Annotated in this window: 12 protein-coding genes; 5 read left to right on the top strand and 7 right to left on the bottom strand. The window is 70.3% G+C overall.

Annotated features, from left to right (window positions below; translation table 11 throughout):
* Nucleotides 1-10: 10 nt before the first annotated feature.
* Nucleotides 11-3,883: an ATP-dependent RNA helicase HrpA gene (gene hrpA / locus AB0L65_RS32480; RefSeq protein WP_364252974.1), complete on the top strand. Its 3,873-nt coding sequence runs from the start codon at nucleotides 11-13 to the stop codon at nucleotides 3,881-3,883.
* On the opposite strand, the gene AB0L65_RS32475 is transcribed toward hrpA, so the two are convergent.
* A complete protein-coding gene (locus AB0L65_RS32475) occupies nucleotides 3,873-4,646 on the bottom strand; it encodes a Uma2 family endonuclease (RefSeq protein ID WP_364252971.1) in 774 nt (257 codons plus the stop codon). The genes hrpA and AB0L65_RS32475 overlap by 11 nt on opposite strands.
* Nucleotides 4,647-4,692: 46 nt before the next feature.
* Nucleotides 4,693-6,696, bottom strand: coding sequence for a catalase (locus AB0L65_RS32470; protein WP_364252968.1), 2,004 nt, complete (start codon nucleotides 6,694-6,696; stop codon nucleotides 4,693-4,695).
* A 76-nt stretch (nucleotides 6,697-6,772) separates the two neighbouring features.
* Here AB0L65_RS32470 and AB0L65_RS32465 point away from each other — a divergent pair, with 76 nt between their 5' ends.
* Complete coding sequence (locus AB0L65_RS32465) at nucleotides 6,773-7,426, top strand: HAD family hydrolase (RefSeq protein WP_363966098.1); 654 nt, start codon at nucleotides 6,773-6,775, stop codon at nucleotides 7,424-7,426.
* A gap of 104 nt (nucleotides 7,427-7,530) precedes the next feature.
* On the opposite strand, the gene AB0L65_RS32460 is transcribed toward AB0L65_RS32465, so the two are convergent.
* Nucleotides 7,531-7,857: a DUF5709 domain-containing protein gene (locus tag AB0L65_RS32460; protein WP_350723043.1), complete on the bottom strand. Its 327-nt coding sequence runs from the start codon at nucleotides 7,855-7,857 to the stop codon at nucleotides 7,531-7,533.
* Between the two features lie 147 nt (nucleotides 7,858-8,004).
* Complete coding sequence (locus tag AB0L65_RS32455; RefSeq protein ID WP_364252966.1) at nucleotides 8,005-9,738, bottom strand: ABC transporter ATP-binding protein; 1,734 nt, start codon at nucleotides 9,736-9,738, stop codon at nucleotides 8,005-8,007.
* A gap of 70 nt (nucleotides 9,739-9,808) precedes the next feature.
* On the opposite strand from AB0L65_RS32455, the gene AB0L65_RS32450 reads away from it, so the two are divergent.
* Nucleotides 9,809-10,228: a MarR family transcriptional regulator gene (locus AB0L65_RS32450; RefSeq protein WP_364252963.1), complete on the top strand. Its 420-nt coding sequence runs from the start codon at nucleotides 9,809-9,811 to the stop codon at nucleotides 10,226-10,228.
* Between the two features lie 3 nt (nucleotides 10,229-10,231).
* Here the strand turns inward: AB0L65_RS32450 and AB0L65_RS32445 are convergent, their stop codons facing one another.
* Both AB0L65_RS32445 and AB0L65_RS32440 read right to left on the bottom strand, forming a co-directional pair.
* Nucleotides 10,232-11,269 (bottom strand): amidohydrolase family protein, encoded by a 1,038-nt coding sequence (locus AB0L65_RS32445; protein ID WP_364252960.1) that lies wholly within the window; start codon nucleotides 11,267-11,269, stop codon nucleotides 10,232-10,234.
* 61 nt (nucleotides 11,270-11,330) lie between these two features.
* A complete protein-coding gene (locus tag AB0L65_RS32440; RefSeq protein WP_364252957.1) occupies nucleotides 11,331-12,488 on the bottom strand; it encodes a helix-turn-helix domain-containing protein in 1,158 nt (385 codons plus the stop codon).
* Nucleotides 12,489-12,594: 106 nt separating this feature from the next.
* On the opposite strand from AB0L65_RS32440, the gene AB0L65_RS32435 reads away from it, so the two are divergent.
* Nucleotides 12,595-14,697: a M6 family metalloprotease domain-containing protein gene (locus tag AB0L65_RS32435; protein ID WP_364252954.1), complete on the top strand. Its 2,103-nt coding sequence runs from the start codon at nucleotides 12,595-12,597 to the stop codon at nucleotides 14,695-14,697.
* 117 nt (nucleotides 14,698-14,814) lie between these two features.
* Complete coding sequence (locus AB0L65_RS32430) at nucleotides 14,815-17,295, top strand: tetratricopeptide repeat protein (RefSeq protein ID WP_364252951.1); 2,481 nt, start codon at nucleotides 14,815-14,817, stop codon at nucleotides 17,293-17,295.
* Nucleotides 17,296-17,298: 3 nt separating this feature from the next.
* Here the strand turns inward: AB0L65_RS32430 and AB0L65_RS32425 are convergent, their stop codons facing one another.
* Nucleotides 17,299-18,171 (bottom strand): hypothetical protein, encoded by an 873-nt coding sequence (locus AB0L65_RS32425; RefSeq protein WP_364252948.1) that lies wholly within the window; start codon nucleotides 18,169-18,171, stop codon nucleotides 17,299-17,301.
* Between the last annotated feature and the right edge of the window lie 8 nt (nucleotides 18,172-18,179).

Raw genomic sequence — 18,179 nt, 5'->3', positions numbered from 1 at the left:
TGAAAGCAGTATGGGAACGCCTTCCTTGTCCTCTCCACTCGCCGAGCTCCACTCCCGCCTGCCCGAGCTCATGCCGCGCGACCAGCGGCGACTGCGGCGCAGGCTCGACGGCATGCGCCGGGTCCGGTCACGTGACGCCCGGGACAAGATCGTCGCGGAGATCCTCGCCGACGTCGAACGCGCCGAGCAGCGGCTGGTCCGGCGGCGCGAAGCCGTACCGGTGGTGAAATATCCGGAAAACCTGCCGGTCTCCCAGCGGAAAGACGACATCCTGGCGGCCATCCGCGACCACCAGGTGGTGATCATCGCGGGCGAGACGGGCTCCGGCAAGACCACCCAGATCCCCAAGATCTGCCTGGAGCTGGGCCGCGGCGTACGCGGGCTGATCGGCCACACCCAGCCCCGCCGCATCGCCGCCCGCACGGTCGCCGAGCGCATCGCCGAGGAGCTCGGCACCGACCTGGGCGAGGTGGTCGGCTACAAGGTCCGCTTCACCGACCAGGCGAGCGACCGCACGCTCGTCAAGCTGATGACCGACGGCATCCTGCTGGCCGAGCTGCAGAACGACCGCATGCTCGACCAGTACGACACGCTGATCATCGACGAGGCCCACGAACGCAGCCTCAACATCGACTTCATCCTCGGCTACCTCAAGCAGCTCCTGCCCCAGCGCCCCGACCTCAAGGTCATCATCACCAGCGCGACGATCGACCCCGAGCGGTTCTCCCGCCACTTCGACGACGCGCCGATCGTCGAGGTCTCCGGCCGCACCTACCCGGTGGAGGTGCGTTACCGGCCGCTCGGCGAGGACGACGACCAGACCCAGGGCATCGTGGATGCCTGCCGGGAGCTGATCTCGGAGGGGCCCGGCGACATCCTGGTGTTCCTGTCGGGCGAGCGGGAGATCCGCGACGCCGCCGACGCCCTGGGCAAGGCCGAGTTCCGCAACACCGAGATCCTCCCGCTCTACGCCCGCCTGAGCGCCGCCGAGCAGCACCGCGTCTTCCAGCGCCACACCAGCCGCCGCGTCGTGCTGGCCACCAACGTCGCCGAGACCTCGCTCACGGTCCCCGGCATCAAATACGTCGTCGACCCGGGGTTCGCCCGCATCTCCCGCTACAGCCACCGCACCAAGGTGCAGCGGCTGCCGATCGAGGCCGTCTCGCAGGCCAGCGCCAACCAGCGCAAGGGCCGCTCGGGCCGCACCTCCGACGGCATCTGCATCCGGCTGTACGAGGAGGAAGACTTCCTCAGCCGGCCGGAGTTCACCGACCCCGAGATCCTGCGTACCAACCTGGCCTCCGTCATCCTCCAGATGACCTCGATCGGGCTGGGCGACATCGAGGCGTTCCCGTTCGTGGAGCCGCCGGACCGCCGCCAGGTCAAGGACGGCGTCAACCTGCTGCACGAGCTGGGCGCGTTCGACGTCCACGGCAAGCTCACCGGCGTCGGCCGCAAGCTGGCCGGCCTCCCCGTCGACCCGCGCCTGGGCCGCATGGTGCTGGAGGCCGAGAAGAACGGCTGCCTGCGCGAGGTCATGGTGATCGCCGCGGCGCTGTCCATCCAGGACCCGCGCGAGCGCCCGTCCGACAAGCAGCAGCAGGCCGACGAGAAGCACCGGCGCTTCGCCGACCCCGAGTCCGACTTCCTGGCCTACCTCAACCTGTGGAACTACCTGCGCGACAAGCAGCAGGAGCTGTCCTCCAGCGCCTTCCGGCGGCTGTGCAAGGCCGAGTTCCTCAACTACCTGCGCGTACGCGAGTGGCAGGACATCTACAGCCAGGTGCGCCAGTCGCTCGGCGCCCAGCCCAACAGCCAGCCCGCGCAGCCGTACCACGTGCACGCGTCGCTGCTGGTCGGGCTGCTGTCGCACATCGGCGTCAAGGACGTCATGGACAAGCAGCGGGGGCAGGACGGCCGGCGGCCGATCCAGGAATACCTCGGCGCCCGCAACGCCCGCTTCGCCATCTTCCCCGGCTCGGCGCTGGCCAAGAAGCAGCCGCAGTGGGTCATGTCGGCCGAGCTGGTCGAGACCTCCCGGCTCTGGGCGCGCGTCAACGCCAAGATCGAGCCCGACTGGGTCGAGCCGCTCGCGCAGCACCTGGTCAAACGCACCTACTCCGAGCCGCACTGGGAGAAGAACCAGGGTGCGGTGATCGCCCTGGAGAAGGTCACCCTGTACGGGGTGCCGCTCGTGGTGGGCCGCAAGGTCAACTACGGCCGCATCGACCCCGACCTGTCGCGTGAGCTGTTCATCAGGCATGCCCTGGTCGAGGGCGACTGGGACACCCACCACCGCTTCCTCAAGGACAACCGCAGGCTGCTCGGCGAGGTCGAGGAGCTGGAGAACCGGGCGCGCCGCCGCGACATCATGGTGGACGACGAGGCGCTGTTCGACTTCTACGAGCAGCGGGTGCCGGCCGACGTGGTCTCGGCCCGCCACTTCGACTCCTGGTGGAAGCAGGCCAGGCAGCAGACGCCCGACCTGCTCACGTTCTCGCCGGACATGCTGGTCAACGAGGGCGCCGACGTCAGCGCCCGCGACTACCCCGACACCTGGAAACAGCTCGGGCAGCGGATGAAGCTGACCTACCAGTTCGAGCCGGGCGCGGACGCCGACGGCGTGACCGTCCACGTGCCGCTGCAGGTGCTCAACCAGGTCAGCTCCGACGGCTTCGACTGGCAGATCCCCGGCCTGCGCGAAGAGCTGATCACCGCGCTGATCCGCTCCCTGCCGAAGGCCATGCGCCGCAACTTCGTGCCCGCCCCCAACTACGCCAAGCAGGTGCTGGAGGGGGTCAAGCAGGGCGGCGAGCCGCTGTTGGCGGCCGTGGAGCGCGAGTTGCTGCGCCTCACCGGCGTACGCGTGCCGCGCGAGGCCTGGCAGCTCGACCAGGTGCCCGAGCATCTGCGCATCACGTACCGGGTGATCGACGAGCGCAGGCGCACGGTGGCCGAGGACAAGGACCTCGACGCGCTGAAGCGCCGCCTCGCCCCGCGCCTGCGGGAGACGCTCTCGCAGGCCGGCGACGACCTGGAGCAGACCGGCCTGCACACGTGGAGCTTCGGGACGCTGCCGAAGGTGTTCGAGCAGGGCCGGATGAAGGGCTATCCGGCGCTGGTGGACGCGGGCGACTCCGTCTCGATCAAGATCTTCGACACGGCGGCCGAGCAGCGCCGCTCCCACTGGCCCGGCGTGCGCCGCCTGCTCCTCCTCAACGTCACCAACCCGGCCAAATCCCTGCTGGGCGGCCTGTCCAACCAGGCCAAGCTGGCGCTGTCACGCAGCCCGCACGGCGGGGCGGTGGCGCTGTTCGAGGACGTGGTCAACGCGGCCGTCGACAAGCTGATGCTCGACGCCGGGGGCGCGGCGTGGGACCCGGTGGCCTTCGACCGCCTCTACCAGCACGTACGGGCTCACCTCCACGACACGGCGGCCGACGTGCTGTCGAAGGTGGAGCAGATCCTGAGCGTCTGGCACGAGGCCGGGGCCCGGCTCGACGCCCTGCGGGCGAGCGCGGCGACGGACGACGTCCGCGACCAGCTCGGCAAGCTCGTCTACCGGGGCTTCGTCACGGCCACGGGCTACCGGCGCCTTTCCGACATTCTCCGATATATCCGGGCAATCGACCGCCGCCTCGCCAAGCTCCCGGAGGAACCCTGGCGGGACCAGGAGTGGATGGACCGGGTACACAAGATCGAGGACGACTATCACGATGTGTTGGAGAAGCTCCCTCGGGCGCGGCGAGGGGATCCGGACGTGGTGGAGATCCGGTGGATGATCGAGGAGCTGCGGGTGAGCTTCTTCGCCCAGACACTGGGGACGCCTACGCCGGTCTCGGAGAAGCGCATCACCAAGGCGATGGAGAAGCTCACACCATGAAGATCGAGGTGTCGAGCTCGAAGTTGACGGGGTCGGGCAGGTAGAGCGGCTTTCCCATGGGCTCCGAGTCGATCGTGCGATATACGCCGTCCTCGATGTCGCTGAACACAGTTACGCTCGGGGCCTTCGCGACCTGGTCGATCAGCAGGTAGACCGGCACCTCGCCCAGCGCGTAAAGACGCACCTTTTCCTCGCGGTCGTCGCGAACGCTGCTGGGCGAGACCACCTCGGTGACCATGATCACCCCAGTCGACAGCAGCTCATTACCCCATCGTTTGCAGTCGCGGGGCCACAGCACGTAGTCGGGCTGGAGTGAGTATCTGGGCCCATCGATGCAGATCTGCGGGCCATGTGCTCCGTGCCAGCCGCGTTCCTTGCGCAACGGACGCAGAGCGTAGGCCAGCTCGTCGCTGGTCAAGAAATGCTCAGGGGTGCCTGATGGGGTCATGACCAGTTTCCCTTCGATGACCTCAACCCGGAAGCCGGGGAGGGGGGGTAGGACATCGAACAACTCCCGAGCGGTGCGTGGCGTTCGGCGGCGTCGCACCGCAGTCGACTTCGGGTTGTCTTCTTGCTCTGCCTCGTCTGTGTGACGTTCCTCTTCGTCGGAGCCGGACTGCTGCTCCTCCTCCACGGCGTCGGCGTGGTCCTCCTCCACTTCCTCGGCGTCCGTGTGGAGCTCTTCTTCCACGATGGCGACCATGGAATCTTTCCCTTCGTATTCGAACGGACACGCTAAGTATTCCACCACGCGCACGCTCACGCCACACGAGTCGGCCGCCCCGAAGGACGGCCGACTCGCGTACCGGTCACGCCGGGACGGCGTCCACGTCGCGTTCGTAGAAGCGGTGGCCGGCCACCGCCGTCGCGAACTTCTCCGCGATCCCGTCCCCCATCACCACCCCCACGTCATTGGGCAGCCGGGCGGCCTCCAGGAGCTCCCGCCCCGACCCCACGGCCCCGATGGCCTTGCCGTGCTTGAACGCCTCCATGACGAAGAACCGCGCCCGCCCCAGCGAGGCCAGGGCCGCGCCGTCGGCGGCCACCACCGCGTCGTAGAGGACCGAGCTCGCCGCGCCGAGCTGCCGGTCCACCGGGATGCCGGCCACGGTGCCCTCCGCCGGGGCCAGCACCTCGCAGATGGCGCCCTTGCCCTCCAGGGACTCGCGCAGGGCGGTCACCTCGCTGGCGTCCGTCCCGTCCGCCATGAGGATGGCGACCTTGCGGGTGGCGATGCTCTGCGGCTGGCCGGTCATGCTGAGCGCGGGTGAGGCGTTGGAGTGGACCTCGGTCCTGGGCGGCTCGGGCAGGCCGAGGCCCTGGGCCACCTGGGCGGCCAGGTCGGGGTGGATCTGGCCCAGGTGCCGGACCACGCCCTCCTTGATGGGGGGCCGCTCCACGTGCCCGAGTTCGAACAGGAAGGCGGCCACGATGTGCCGCTTCTCCCAGTCCGCCATGCTGTTCCAGAACAGGGTGGCCTGGCTGTAGTGGTCCTCGAAGCTGGGGCTGCGCTCGCGGATCTTCACGCCGTCCACCCGCTCCTGGTAGTGCCGGTAGCCATCGGTGGCCTCGGGGCGGTTGCCGCTGATGGAGTTGGGCGCGTAACTGGTGCGCGACTCGTGGATCAGGTGCTGGTGGAAGCCGTCGCGCTGGTCGTTGCGTACCTCGTTCACCGGCCGGTTGACCGGGATCTGCGGGAAGTTGGGCCCGCCCAGGCGCAGGAGCTGGGTGTCGAGGTAGGAGAAGTTGCGGGCCTGCAGCAGCGGGTCGTTGGAGAAATCGATGCCGGGCACGACGTTGGCGGTGTGGAAGGCGACCTGCTCGGTCTCGGCGAAGAAGTTCTGCGGGTTGCGGTTGAGCGTCATCCTGCCGATGGGCCGCAGCGGCACCTGCTCCTCAGGGATGATCTTCGTGGGGTCGAGCAGGTCGAAGTCGAAGTCGTGCTCCCGCGACTCGGGCACGAGCTGCACGCACAGCTCGTACTCGGGGTAGGCGCCGCGCTCGATGGCCTCCCACAGGTCCCGGCGGTTGTAGTCGGGGTCGTTGCCCTGGATGCGCAGCACCTCGTCCCACACCAGCGAGTACGTCCCCAGCACCGGCCGCCAGTGCCACTTGACGAACGTCCCCTGCCCGGAGGCGTTCACCAGCCGGAACGTGTGCACCCCGAACCCCTGCATCATCCGGAAGCTGCGCGGGATCGCCCGGTCGGACATCAGCCACATGATCATGTGCAGCGACTCCGGCTGGAGCTGCACGAAGTCCCAGAACGTGTCGTGCGCCGACTGCGCCTGCGGGATCTCGTTGTGCGGCTCCGGCTTGACCGCGTGCACGAAGTCGGGGAACTTGATGCCGTCCTGGATGAAGAAGACCGGGAAGTTGTTGCCCACGAGGTCGAAGTTGCCCTGAGAGGTGTAGAACTTCGTGGCGAACCCGCGTACGTCGCGCACGGTGTCGGCCGAGCCGCGCGAGCCCGCGACGGTCGAGAAGCGCACGAACGTCGGCGTCGGCGTCGAGGTGTCGTTCAGGAAGGCCGCCGAGGTCAGGTCGCCGAGCGGCTCGTAGAGCCGGAAGACCCCGTACGCGCCCGCGCCCCTGGCGTGGACCACACGCTCGGGGATGCGTTCGTGGTCGAAACGGGTGATCTTCTCGCGGAAGTGGAAGTCCTCCATGAGCGTCGGCCCGCGGGTGCCCGCCCGCAGCGAGTCGTCCGTGTGATCGACCGGGACGCCCTGATCCGTGGTCATGGTGAGGTCGTCGAGTGGGACGCGATCGGCGTCGAGCTGGCGGTGCTTCGCATCACGCTCTGGCTTCATCAAGAAATCCCCCTTATAGGATTTGTCGGGCGCTTTGCCTGGGTGCCCGGCCGAACGGGTTGAAACGGGGGGATTGATGATCAAGGCCGTGGTGTTCGACGTCGGGGAGACGCTGATCAGCGAGGCGCGCATCTGGACGCGCTGGGCCGGGCGGCTGGGCGTGAGCGAGTTCGTGCTGATGGGCGCGCTCGGCGGGATGGCGGCGCTGGACCGCCCCCACATCGACGCCTTCGAGCTCATCCGCCCTGGCTTCGACGCGGACGCGGAGGATGCCGCCTGGGAGCGCGACGAGCCCGACGGCCTGCGCAACCACTTCGACGCCGACGACCTCTACCCCGACGTGCGCGACGCCCTGGCCGCCATCAGGGCGGCCGGATACCAGGTGATCATCGCGGGCAACCAGCCGGCGCGGGCCTACGGGGCGCTCGTCGCCATGGACCTGCCCGCCGACTCCGTGCACACCTCCGAGGGATGGGGCGTGTCCAAGCCGGACGCCGGGTTCTTCGCCAAGGTCGCGGCGGTCGCGGGGCGGGAGCCCGGCGAGATCCTCTACGTCGGCGACCGGCTCGACAACGACGTGCTCCCGGCCGCCGCGGCGGGCATGCGCACGGCGCTGCTGCGCCGCGGCCCGTGGGGCTACCTGCACGCCGAGCGCCCGCAGGCGGCGGCCGCCGACGCGATCATCGACGACCTGCACGCCGTGCTGCCCGTGCTGGAACGCCTCGGCTGAGTGCGAGTGCTGGAACGCCTCGGCTGAGCGCGAGTGCCGGAACGCGTCGGCTGAGCGCCCGCGCCGGAACGCCGCGCGAGCGGTGACGGCGGCGCGGGGACGGATCACGTGAGGTTCTCGTCGGAGTCGATGCGGATGGCACGCTCCTCCGCCGACAGGTCGTTCCCGTCGTCATCGCCCCAATCGAGGGCGATCTCCTCGCCTTCCGTGTCGGGCGCCAGCCCTTCGTCCGGCTGGGTCAGCCGGTGCTTGGGGCGGGGCTCGTGGAGCCGGTCCCTGGCCTCGCGGCGAAGGCGTTCGTCGAGAGTGTCCCGACGCTGGGGGTCGTCTTCCTTGACCTCGTGGTAGAAACCGAGATCCTCGGTCCACTCCTCGAACTCGATCGCCTGTTCGTCACTGAACCCGAACCGGTCAGGAGGTTTTTCGGTCATACGCGCCCCCTACCCAGGACGCGGCCCGAAATCCTATGACTTGGCCTTGCTTAGGGCCTGGGCCAACTCTTCCTTGTCCCTCCTCGACGCTGTGGTGGGCGTCGGTTGCCAGAGGGGCCAGGGCTACTCATGGGACTGGGATGATGCCTAAACGAGCTCGAGCGGATGATCCCTGCTCACCAGCGCCGCGTAGTGGCCGGCGCGGGCCATCAGCTCGTCGTGGGTGCCGCGCTCGACGATCTTCCCGCCGTCCAGCACGACGATCTGGTCCGCGTCGCGGACCGTGGACAGCCGGTGCGCGATCGTGATGGTGGTACGGCCCCGCGCCAGCGCGTCGAGCGCCTCCTGCACGGCCCGCTCGGTCTGCGTGTCCAGCGCGCTGGTGGCCTCGTCGAGGACCAGCACCGGCGGGTTGCGCAGCAGCGTGCGCGCGATGGCCAGGCGCTGCTTCTCGCCGCCGGAGAACCGGTAGCCGCGCTCGCCCACCAGCGTGTCGTAGCCGTCGGGCAGCGAGGCGATGTGGTCGTGGATGCGCGCGGCCCGCGCGGCCTCCTCCAGCTCCTCGTCGGTGGCCGAAGGCTTGGCGAAGCGCAGGTTGTCGGCGATCGAGGCGTGGAACAGGTACGTCTCCTGCGACACCACGCCGACCGCCTCGCTCAGCGTGTCGAACGTCAGGTCCCGCACGTCCACCCCGTCGATCGTGACCCGCCCGCCGGTGACGTCGTAGAGCCTGGGCAGCAGGTAGCTGAGCGTGGTCTTGCCCGAGCCGGTCTCGCCGACGACGGCCAGGCTGGCGCCCGCCGGGACCTTGAGGTCCACGCCGGTGAGGGTGGGGGTCTCGCCGTACGAGAAGTCGACGTCCTCGAAGCGGACCTCGCCGCGCACGTCCTTGAGCTCCCGCGTGCCGGGGCGGATGTCCACCGGCAGGTCCAGATACTCGAAGATCCGCCCGAACAGCGCCAGCGAGGTCTGCACCTCGACGCCCAGCCGCAGCAGCGAGACCATCGGCCTGAACAGGCCGGTCTGCAGGGTCGTGAAGGCCACCAGCGTGCCGACCGAGATCGCGCCCGTGTGGCCGACAGCCCAGTAGATCACCGCGGGCATGGCCGCCATGACGATCTGGATGGACGACTGCCGCCAGCGTCCGGCCATGCTCGTCCGCACGCCGAGGTCGGCCAGCTCGTCGGAGGCCCGGCCGAAGCGCTCGGTCAGCCCGTCGGAGCGGCCCATGGTGCGGCCGAGCAGGATGCCGCTGATCGACAGCGACTCCTGGACCATGGAGGCGATGCTCGCCAGCTTGCGCTGCCGCTCGTTGGTGATGCGCTTGCGCTCGCTGCCGACCTTGCGGCTGATCCACACGAACACCGGCATGAGCAGCAGCGAGACGACCGTCAGCCGCCAGTCGAGCGCGACCATGGCGACGATCGTGGCGATCACGGTGGTGAGGTTGGAGACCAGGGAAGAGGCGGTCGAGGTGACGACCGACTGCATGCCGCCGATGTCGTTGGCGATGCGCGACTGGACCTCGCCGGTCCTCGTGCGGGTGAAGAACGCCAGCGACATGCGCTGCAGGTGGCCGTAGACGGCGATGCGCAGGTCGTGCATCACCCGCTGGCCCACGGTGGTGGACATCAGCGTCTGTACGGCGTCGAACACACTGGTGACGACCGCCACCGCGATCATGCCCAGGGCCAGCAGCGCGAGCAGGCCGGCGTCCCTGCCGGGGATCGCCACGTCCAGCACCTCGCGCAGCAGGAAGGGCGAGGCCAGCGACACCAGTGACGACAGCAGGATGAGGGAACCCACCAGGGCCAGCCGGCCGCGGTAGGGGCGGAACAGCTTGATGATGCGCCCGAGGGGCGCGCGTGGTTCCTCCGCCAAGTGGCGCCTCCTTTCAGATGTCCACTCAAACAGAGGTTAACTCATATTTGTTCCGGCTAAACTTATCGACATGGGAGAAAAGGAGCTCGCCGAGCTCTTGCACCTGGTCAGCCGGCGGTTGCGGCGCGGGTACGTGGACCGGCTGGTCCCGCTGGGGCTCAATCCGGGGCAGGCGCGGGCTCTCCGGGCGCTCGCCGAGGCCCCGGAGCCGCTGCGGATGGTGCGGCTGGCGGACGAGCTGCGGATCGTGCCGCGCTCGCTCACGCCGGTGGTGGACGCGCTGGAGGAGGCCGGGCTGGCGCGCCGCGAGGTGGATCCCGCCAATCGCCGCTCCACGTTGGTGGTGATCACCCCCGAGGGCCGCCGGATGGCCGAGCGCGCCCGCGAGGCCCGCCGGGACGCGGGTCAGGACCTGTTCACGGTCCTGACGGAGGAGCAGCGCGACCAGCTCCGTGATCTGCTGGGCCTGGTGGAGTCCCAGTTCCGCTAGCGATCAGGCCGCGGGGAGTACGGTGCCGCCGAGGACGGTGCCGAGGCAGGGCGGCTGGGCCAGGAGCGCGGCGTACGGGTAGCGTCCGCGGGCGTCGAAGACGGCGAAGTCGGCGCGGGTCCCCGGGGCCAGCGACCCGATGCGCCCCTTGCCCCGGTGCATCCCCAGCGCCCGGGCCCCGCCCATGGTCGCGGCCGCCACCAGCCTGCCGTCCAGCCCCCGGGTCCGTAGCCCGAGCTCGCGGGCGTGCTGCCGGATGCCCCGCGCCACCCCGAGCACCCCGCCGGTGCCGCCGGTCGGACCGCCGTCGGCCCCGGTGCCGAGGGCGACGGTGTTGCCCTCGTCGAGCAGGGCCAGCACGTCGGGGGCGGGCGACGCGCAGACGGCCACCACGGTCTTGCGCAGCCGCAGCAGCTTGCGCTCCCCGGGGTCCAGGGGCCGGGAGACCGCCACGTGGCACAGCGGGCCCAGCACCCCCGCCTCGTCCAGCGCGGCGGGGGAGTGCCGGTCCAGATCGACCAGCAGGCGCAGCCCGAACGTCCTGGCCAGCACCGCCACGTCCTCCAGCACCTGTGGGTCCGGCGTGTGCGCCGCGATCCCCACCGGGCAGGGCCGGTCGACCTCGCGGATCGCCGTGATCACCGCGTCCCGCCCGCGGGTCTCCCACTCCTCCTCGCTCGCGCTGGTCACCTCGACGTACGAGATCCCGGGCACCCCGGCGGGCTCGGCCAGGTCGGAGACCACCCCCGCCCGCGCCGTCACCCCGGGTCCGGCGGCGAGCCCGGAGGCGGACCCCGCGGCGCGGGCGTCGACCAGCCCGGCCACGATCATGCCGGTCCACCGCAGCTCCTCGGCGGCGGGGAAGGACGTGGTCACCGAGGCCCGCGTGCCCACCTCGACCACCCGGTCGCCCTTGAGCGCCACGGCCCCGTCGCGAATGGGATCGGCGCAGACGGGCAGGACGAGCGGGCTGGAATGGACCACGACGGGCAGGGGCGCGCGCCTGTTCAGGACCGGACCGGCACGTTTCGCAGGCGGCATCGGCACTCCCGTCGGATCATCCCTGTCAGGGCATTAAACGTGAGCCCTGTCAGGTTCGCAATTAGGACAAATTATGCGATTCTCTCGGTAAATATCGACCGGAGAGGCGGGCGAGTTTCAGGCTCAGGTGCAGCGCGAGCCGCTCGCCCCCGTCCTTCAGGTCGGTACGGGCCAGCTCCTCCACCCGCTGCAGCCGGTAGTACAGGGACGTCCGGTGCAGCCGCAGCGCCCGAGAGGTGGCGACCGCGCTCCCGGCCAGGTCCAGGTAGGTCTCCAGGGTCTCCAGCAGCGGCAGGTACTGGGCGTCGGCCAGCAGTCCTTCCAGCCCCGGGTGCAGCTCCTGGTCGGGCAGCTGGGTGAGCATCCGGTAGACGCCGAGTCGCGCCCACTCGGCCGTACGCCCGAGCCCGGGCACCCGCGAGGTCACCTCCGCCGCGTGCCTGGCCTCCCGGTACGACTCCGCCGCCTCCGCCAGCGCCGGCCTGGTCCGCCCCACCCCGACCACCACCGGCACCGGCATGGCCGCGTGCAGCTCGTCGGGGGAGACCGGCGGCCCGGCGGTCAGCAGCACGGCGTGGTCGTAGCGGACCAGGTGCAGCGGATGGTGACCGTTCAGCCGCCGCCGCAACGCCAGCAGCCCCTGCTCCAGCCCCAGCCTGAGCGCCTCGTCCGGCTCGGCCCCGCGCGGCTTGGCCACCAGTACGGTCACCGGCTGCGCCTGCGGGAACGCGCCCGCCTCGATGAGCTGCCTGGCCGCGTCCCGCTCGCCCGTCAGCAGCCCGGTGACCGCCTCCAGCTCCCGGTGGGAGGCCAGCCCGGTGGCCAGGCTCTCGTGGAACAGGGCCAGCGCGAGCGCCGGGGCGGCGGCCACGGCCTCGGCGATCTCGGCGTCCGACATGGCCGGCTCCGCGTCGACGAACCACAGGAAGCCGAGCAGCGCGTCCGCGTGCCGTACCGGGACGCACACCCGTGGCAGCAGGCCGAAGTGCGGCGCGCCCGGGGTGCGCACGGGCCCGGTCGCCTCGTGCACGCCGGCCACCCGGAACCACTGCCGCACCTCGGGAGTGGTGCTGCGGCGCAGGATCGAGTCGCGGCGGATGTCGTCCATGGCGCCGTTCTGCTCGCTGTACGCCACGACGCGCTGCACGCGGTCCTCGAGCAGCAGGGGGCGGCCGAGACGCGCGGCGAGCTCGTCCACGGTCCGCTGGAGATCCGCCACACCAACACCTTTACGTGGATATTTCAACAATTGTCGGAAAGACGACTAGGGTTCTTCCCTACAACTGATCGGTGATCTCCGTCAATATCGTCTATACCGTCAATCCGTGATTGCCCCGAAGAAGCTGCTGAAGGGTTTGCTGGCGGCCATCGTGCTGATCCCGGTGAGCCTGATGGCGACCCCTGCTTCCGCAGCACCCCCCACCGATCCCGAGTATCCGTGGCGGCAGAACCACTGGCCGCAAACGCAGCCCTGGCAGCTCGACGAACCCGCCGACGCCCAGGCCCTGCGCTCCGACCCAGCCGGCGGCATCAAGCCGATTGATCCGCAGAACTGGGAGAATCCCGACAGCATGACGTGGGCGGACTACAAACGGCCGCCCGGCACCAAGTGGAACGACCCCGCCGTCAAGGGGTCGAAGCGCACGTTCAAGGGCGCGCTCGTGCTGCTCGACTACCCGAACCAGTCGTTCGTGGTGACGCAGCCCAAGGGCTCGACGATCTACGCGAACCCGAGCGCCGAGGCCCACGACGTCCCGCGCGACCAGGTGGCCAAGTTCTACCAGGACTTCCTCAACACCCCGAACGACCTCAACAAGGGTCACACCATCCACGAGTACTGGATGGAGGACTCGGGCGGCAGGTACGGGGTGGAGCTGACCGGGTTCGGGCCCTACACGCTGTCGGGCAAGGACCACGAGTACGCGATGGAGTTCCAGGGTGGCACCGGCTGCCCGGCGGGTGACACCTGCAACAAGAACCTGCGTACCGAGGGCAACGCCGCCTGGATCGCCTCCGTGGGCGAGGAGGTGGCCAAGCAGTTCGACTTCGTCTTCTACCTGAGCGCCGGTCAGGACGAGTCGGCCACCTGGCAGGAGTTCGGGATGATGAAGTTCCCGACCAAGGAGGACGTGCCGGACGAGTGGGGCCCGCCGGACCCCGCGCTGCCCAACTGGGTGGCCACCCGCTACGTCGACTGGACCTCGTGGCAGGCCGGCTCCAACTTCTGGCCGAACGCCCGCTTCGGCATCGACTCGGTCCAGGCCGAGAGCTCGGGCATGGCCGTCTACGCCCACGAGCTGAGCCACATCATGGGCATCGCCGACAACTACAACAACCCGTACGGCGTGCCGGCGCGCAGGGCGTACACGGGCGTCTGGGAGATGCTCAGCCGCGGCAGCTTCAACGGTCCCGGCGGCCCGCACTCCCGCTGGCTGATCCCGCCGACCGCCGGCGCGTCCATGGGCGCGCAGCACATGCTGCGCAACAAGATCAAGCTGGAGATGGTGGACGAGCAGAACGTCTTACGCCTCTCGCGCGAGGCGCTCGACGAGTCGGGCCTGGTCACCGCCCGGGTCGTGGCCCGCGCCGTCCAGCCGGGCAAGAACGAGCTGTCCGGCGTCAACATCTCCTTCGACACCGGCGACAAGAGCCCCGCCTGTGACGTCACGAAGAACCCGCTGTGTGACGGCGGCGGCTACGAGAACTACACAGTCGAGGTCGTGGACCGCGTGGGCACCGACTCCTTCACGCCCGACTCCGGCGTCCTGCTGGCCAAGACCAAGAACCAGGACCGGTCCCCGTTCGAGTGGGTGATCGACGCGAACCCGCAGGACATCGGCATGACCGACTACGTGCTGCCCGACGGGACGAAGGTGCCGATCACGGTCGGCGACTACCGCCAGCTCGCCGACGCCCTCTTCCACGCCGGCACGGACTCCGGCAGCGAGTACGAGTACGTCGACCAGGCCAACCGCCTGCACTTCTACGTCACCGACGTCAAGCGCGACCGCGACGGCGAGCTGTCCTACACGGTCGCCATCCGCTCGCTCGACGGCGCGGGACCGCAGAAGCGCGGCGTCAAGCTGCTCCCCTCGACCGGCCTGCCCACCGGCAAGAACATCTCCACCTGCAAGTTCCCGCTGTTCAACACCGGTAAGGCGGCCCCGGCGCAGGGGCAGCACCCGGAGGACGTCAGCGCCTACCTGAACTCCGACGTCTACCGGCTCAAGGCCGAGATCCAGGGCAAGGGCTGGACCGCCCAGCTCCCGAACGCGCTGGACTCCGTCGCGTTCGGCAAGCAGGACCTCGTCACCGTGAACGCCGTGCGCGGGACCGGCGGCGACCGCCTGGCCAGGGTCAAGCTCACCGCCACCTCGGAGAGTGACCCGAGCAAGACGGCCACGGCCACCTGTCATGTGATCGGCTAACAGATGAACGATGGGGTACGGCTGGCGCAAGCCGTACCCCATTGGCTTGAATTACCCCATGGGGGGTGTTCGTTGACAGGGGACCTACCTGACAAACCGCGCAAAAGACGCAGAAAGGTGCCATGGGCCGCGCCCATCTCCGCGGGCCTCGCGGCCGCCGCCGCGAGCGTGCTGACCGCCTCCGTGGACTGGGAGATCCCGCCGCTGGCCAAGGTCGCCGTGACCGGCGCGGCGGCCGTCCTCGTCGGGCTGACCACCTGGGCCACCACAGAGCCGCGCGAGCCCCGGCAGCAGGCGCTCCCCGCGCCCGGCCCGCACCCGCCCGACCAGTGGCCGCCGGTCCCCGAGCACTTCACCGGCCGCGCCGAGGCGCTGGCCGAGTTGCACGAGGTCTTCACCGAGCGCAGGAAGACCCCCGGCCTCTCACCGCCCCTCGTGGTCTCCCTGTACGGCCGGGGCGGCGTCGGCAAGTCGGCGCTGATGACCAGGTTCGCGCACGAGACGGCGGGCTGGTTCCCCGACGGCAGGCTCTACGCCGACCTGCGCGGCGGCGTGGACGCACCGGTACGCCCCGACGAGGTGCTGATCGGGTTCCTGCGCGCGCTGGACGTGCGCCTGACCACCGACCCCGGCGGCCTGGACGAGTTACGCAAGCTCTGGCTGACCTGGACCAAGGGCCGCAGGATCCTCATCGGCCTCGACAACGCCCACGACGCCGAACAGGTCAAGGCGCTGATCCCGGCCGAGCCCGGCTGCGCGGTGCTGGTCACCTCGCGCGCGCCGCTGTTCCTGAACGGCACCCATGACACGCGGCTGGGCGTGTTCAGCGAGGCGCACGGAGTGGAGCTGCTGGCCAGGCTGGCCGGCGGCGACCGGGTCGTCGACGACCTGGAGGCCGCCAAGGAGGTCGTGCGGCTGTGCGACTACCTGCCGCTGGCGATCAACATCTGCGGTGCCCGGCTGGCCACCCGCGAGCAGTGGAGCATGCGCGAGATGTCCGCCCGGCTGGCCGACACGCGCCGCCGTCTCGACCAGCTCGAAGTGGCCCCGACGGTGGACAAGAGCGTGCGCGCCTCCGTGCAGCTCAGCTACGACGACTGCACGGGCATGCAGCGCCGGCTGCTGCGCCTGCTCAGCGCGCTCACCGCGCCCGACGTGCCCGGCTGGGTGGCCGGCGAGCTGCTCGACAGCTCCGGGCTCGACGGCGCCGACCAGCTCGAAGCCCTCATCGACGCCCAGCTCGCCGAGTGCTCGGGCACCGACCAGACCGGCACGATGCGTTACCGGCTGCACGACCTGGTCAGGGTGTTCGCCGCGGAGCTGGCCGAGCAGGACGAGGCCGAGCGGCGCAGGGCGGCCATCGAGCGCGTGCTCTACGGCTACCGCCGCCGCGCCGAGGAGGCCGCGCAGAACCGCTGGCCGCAGGACTGGAGCAAGGGCGGACGCCGCTCCGACGCCGACGGGCAGGTCCGGGCCGGCGACTGGCTCAACGCCGAGCGGCTGACGCTGCTCGCCATGATCCACCTGGCCCGCCAGCTCCGGCTGTGGGAGCTGACCTGGGGGCTGGCCAGGGCGTTCTGCTCCCTGTGCCACTCGCTGCGCGCGTACTGGGCCGACTGGGTGGCCGTCGCAGAGCTCGGCTGCGAGGCCGCCGCGCAGATCGGCGACCGGCGCGCGCTGGCCATCGCGCTGCTCGACAGCGCCTCCGTGCACGGCGGCCTGGGCCTGCGGGAGCGGGCGCTGGAGGAGGCCAGGCGGGCGCTGGAGACGTTCGAGGAGCTGGGGGAGACCTGGTGGGCGGCCAGGGCCATGCGCACGATCGGCATGACGCTGTTCAGCGACGGGCACCTGGACCGGGCGCAGGACTATCTCATCGGGGCCATCACCGCGTTCAAGGGCGAGGACGACCTGTGGTGGATGGCCCGCACCCAGCGCAACCTCGCCGAGATGCGCATGTCGGAACGCCGTCCCGACGAGGCCAGGGAGCTGCTGGAAGACGCCCTGGAGATCTTCAAGCGGGACGGCAACCGCTACTCCGAGGCCCAGACCCTGCGCGTCTACGGCGAGGTGCTGGCCGCGCAGGCGCGCGTCGAGCACCGCGCGGGCGACCTCCGGCTGGCGGCCAACCTGTTCACCAGGGCCGGGTTCAGCCTCGACCGGGCCTCCGAGATGTTCAAGCAGAGGGGGGAGCTGTGGGAGGAGGCCCGCTGCCTGCGGGCCGCGGGGGAGGTCGGCGATCCCGACAACGGGCTGCGCGAGCTGGACTTCGTCCGGCGGGCCGAGAAGATCCTGGCCGCGCTGGGCGACTCGTGGGGGGTGGCCAGGACCGCCGTGTCGGCCGGGCGGGCCCTGGCGCGGCTGGGCCGGATCGAGGAGTCGGAGCGGGAGCTGCGGCGGGCGGTGCGGGGGTTCGAGGAGCTCGAGGACCGGTGGTGGATGGCCAGGAGCCTGCGCTACCTGGGGGAGGCGCACCTCGACGCGGGCGGCCGCGGGGCCGCGGTGGAGCCGCTGGAGCAGGCCAGGGACATCTACCGCAGCCTCGGCAACGAGGCCGGCATGCGCCGTACCCTGGAGCTCCTCAGACGCGCCGGCCCTTGACCCTCAGGCCAGGGGCGTCCTGATCAGCTCGCCCGCCGCCAGCCTGGCCTGGGCGATGCTCTCCTCGAACAGCTTGCGCACGTGCGCCGCCTGGTCGGCCAGCTCCCTGATGCGCTCGTGGGCCAGCTCGTCCCGCACGGTGTCGGCGATCAGCTGCTGGTACTCGGGGGTCTTGGCGGCCAGCGCCTCGAGTCGCCGGTGCGCGTGGTAGACCTTGTCCGCCTTGACCACCTGCTTGGCGTACTTCTCCAGGTGGCGGACCCGGTGTGACAGCGACGTCCAGGCGGCGTCCAGCGCGGTGGTGTAGGGCTTGAACGCGTCCTCCATGCCGGGCGGCAGCTCGCGCGGGACGATCTTGCCGTGCTCGGCGTGCATGGACGACAGCTTCCGCAGCCGCTGGGCGATCTGCCAGACCTCCTCGGGCAGTGAGACCCGGTTGTCGATGGTGTCGATCAGGCCGTCCCGGTGGACGCGGGAGGCCATGATCGCCTCGACCGCGTTCTGTGCCCTGCGCAGCAGCCTCTGGCAGGGGTAGTCCAGGTCCTCGGGGAGGATGAAGCGGTTGGCGTGGACCTGGGCGGCGCGGATCCGCCGCCGGGTCGATCGATAGGTGCCGTCCAACGCCATCCACCTGAACAGGACCAGCAGCCCGAGCCCCACACCGGGGACCAGCAGGGCCGGCGTGCCGGTCGCCACGGCGACCACCATCAGGAGGGCCGGGATCACGAAGAGGAGGGCAGGGTTCTTCGTGGTGTCCACGCGCACACCGGATCGAGCCATGCGGAGGATGTGCGGGCTGGACCGCAGCTCGACCGAGGTCTCCGGGTGCAGCGTTGGATCGATCACCAGCCGGGGCGGCAGAGCTCGTGGATCCATACGTTCAT

Source organism: Nonomuraea sp. NPDC052116, from assembly GCF_040680035.1.
Lineage (GTDB): Bacteria > Actinomycetota > Actinomycetes > Streptosporangiales > Streptosporangiaceae > Nonomuraea > Nonomuraea angiospora_A.
Note: the sequence above shows the minus strand (reverse complement) of the source record. Positions and strands in the feature narration are given on the sequence as shown.

Coding starts and splice junctions, on each gene's coding strand:
- AB0L65_RS32450 (WP_364252963.1), top strand. CDS start 9,809: ATGGGAGAAAAGGAGCTCGCCGAGCTCTTGCACCTGGTCAGCCGGCGG.
- AB0L65_RS32425 (WP_364252948.1), bottom strand. CDS start 18,171: ATGGATCCACGAGCTCTGCCGCCCCGGCTGGTGATCGATCCAACGCTG.
- AB0L65_RS32465 (WP_363966098.1), top strand. CDS start 6,773: ATGATCAAGGCCGTGGTGTTCGACGTCGGGGAGACGCTGATCAGCGAG.
- AB0L65_RS32460 (WP_350723043.1), bottom strand. CDS start 7,857: ATGACCGAAAAACCTCCTGACCGGTTCGGGTTCAGTGACGAACAGGCG.
- AB0L65_RS32470 (WP_364252968.1), bottom strand. CDS start 6,696: ATGAAGCCAGAGCGTGATGCGAAGCACCGCCAGCTCGACGCCGATCGC.
- AB0L65_RS32445 (WP_364252960.1), bottom strand. CDS start 11,269: ATGCCGCCTGCGAAACGTGCCGGTCCGGTCCTGAACAGGCGCGCGCCC.
- hrpA (WP_364252974.1), top strand. CDS start 11: ATGGGAACGCCTTCCTTGTCCTCTCCACTCGCCGAGCTCCACTCCCGC.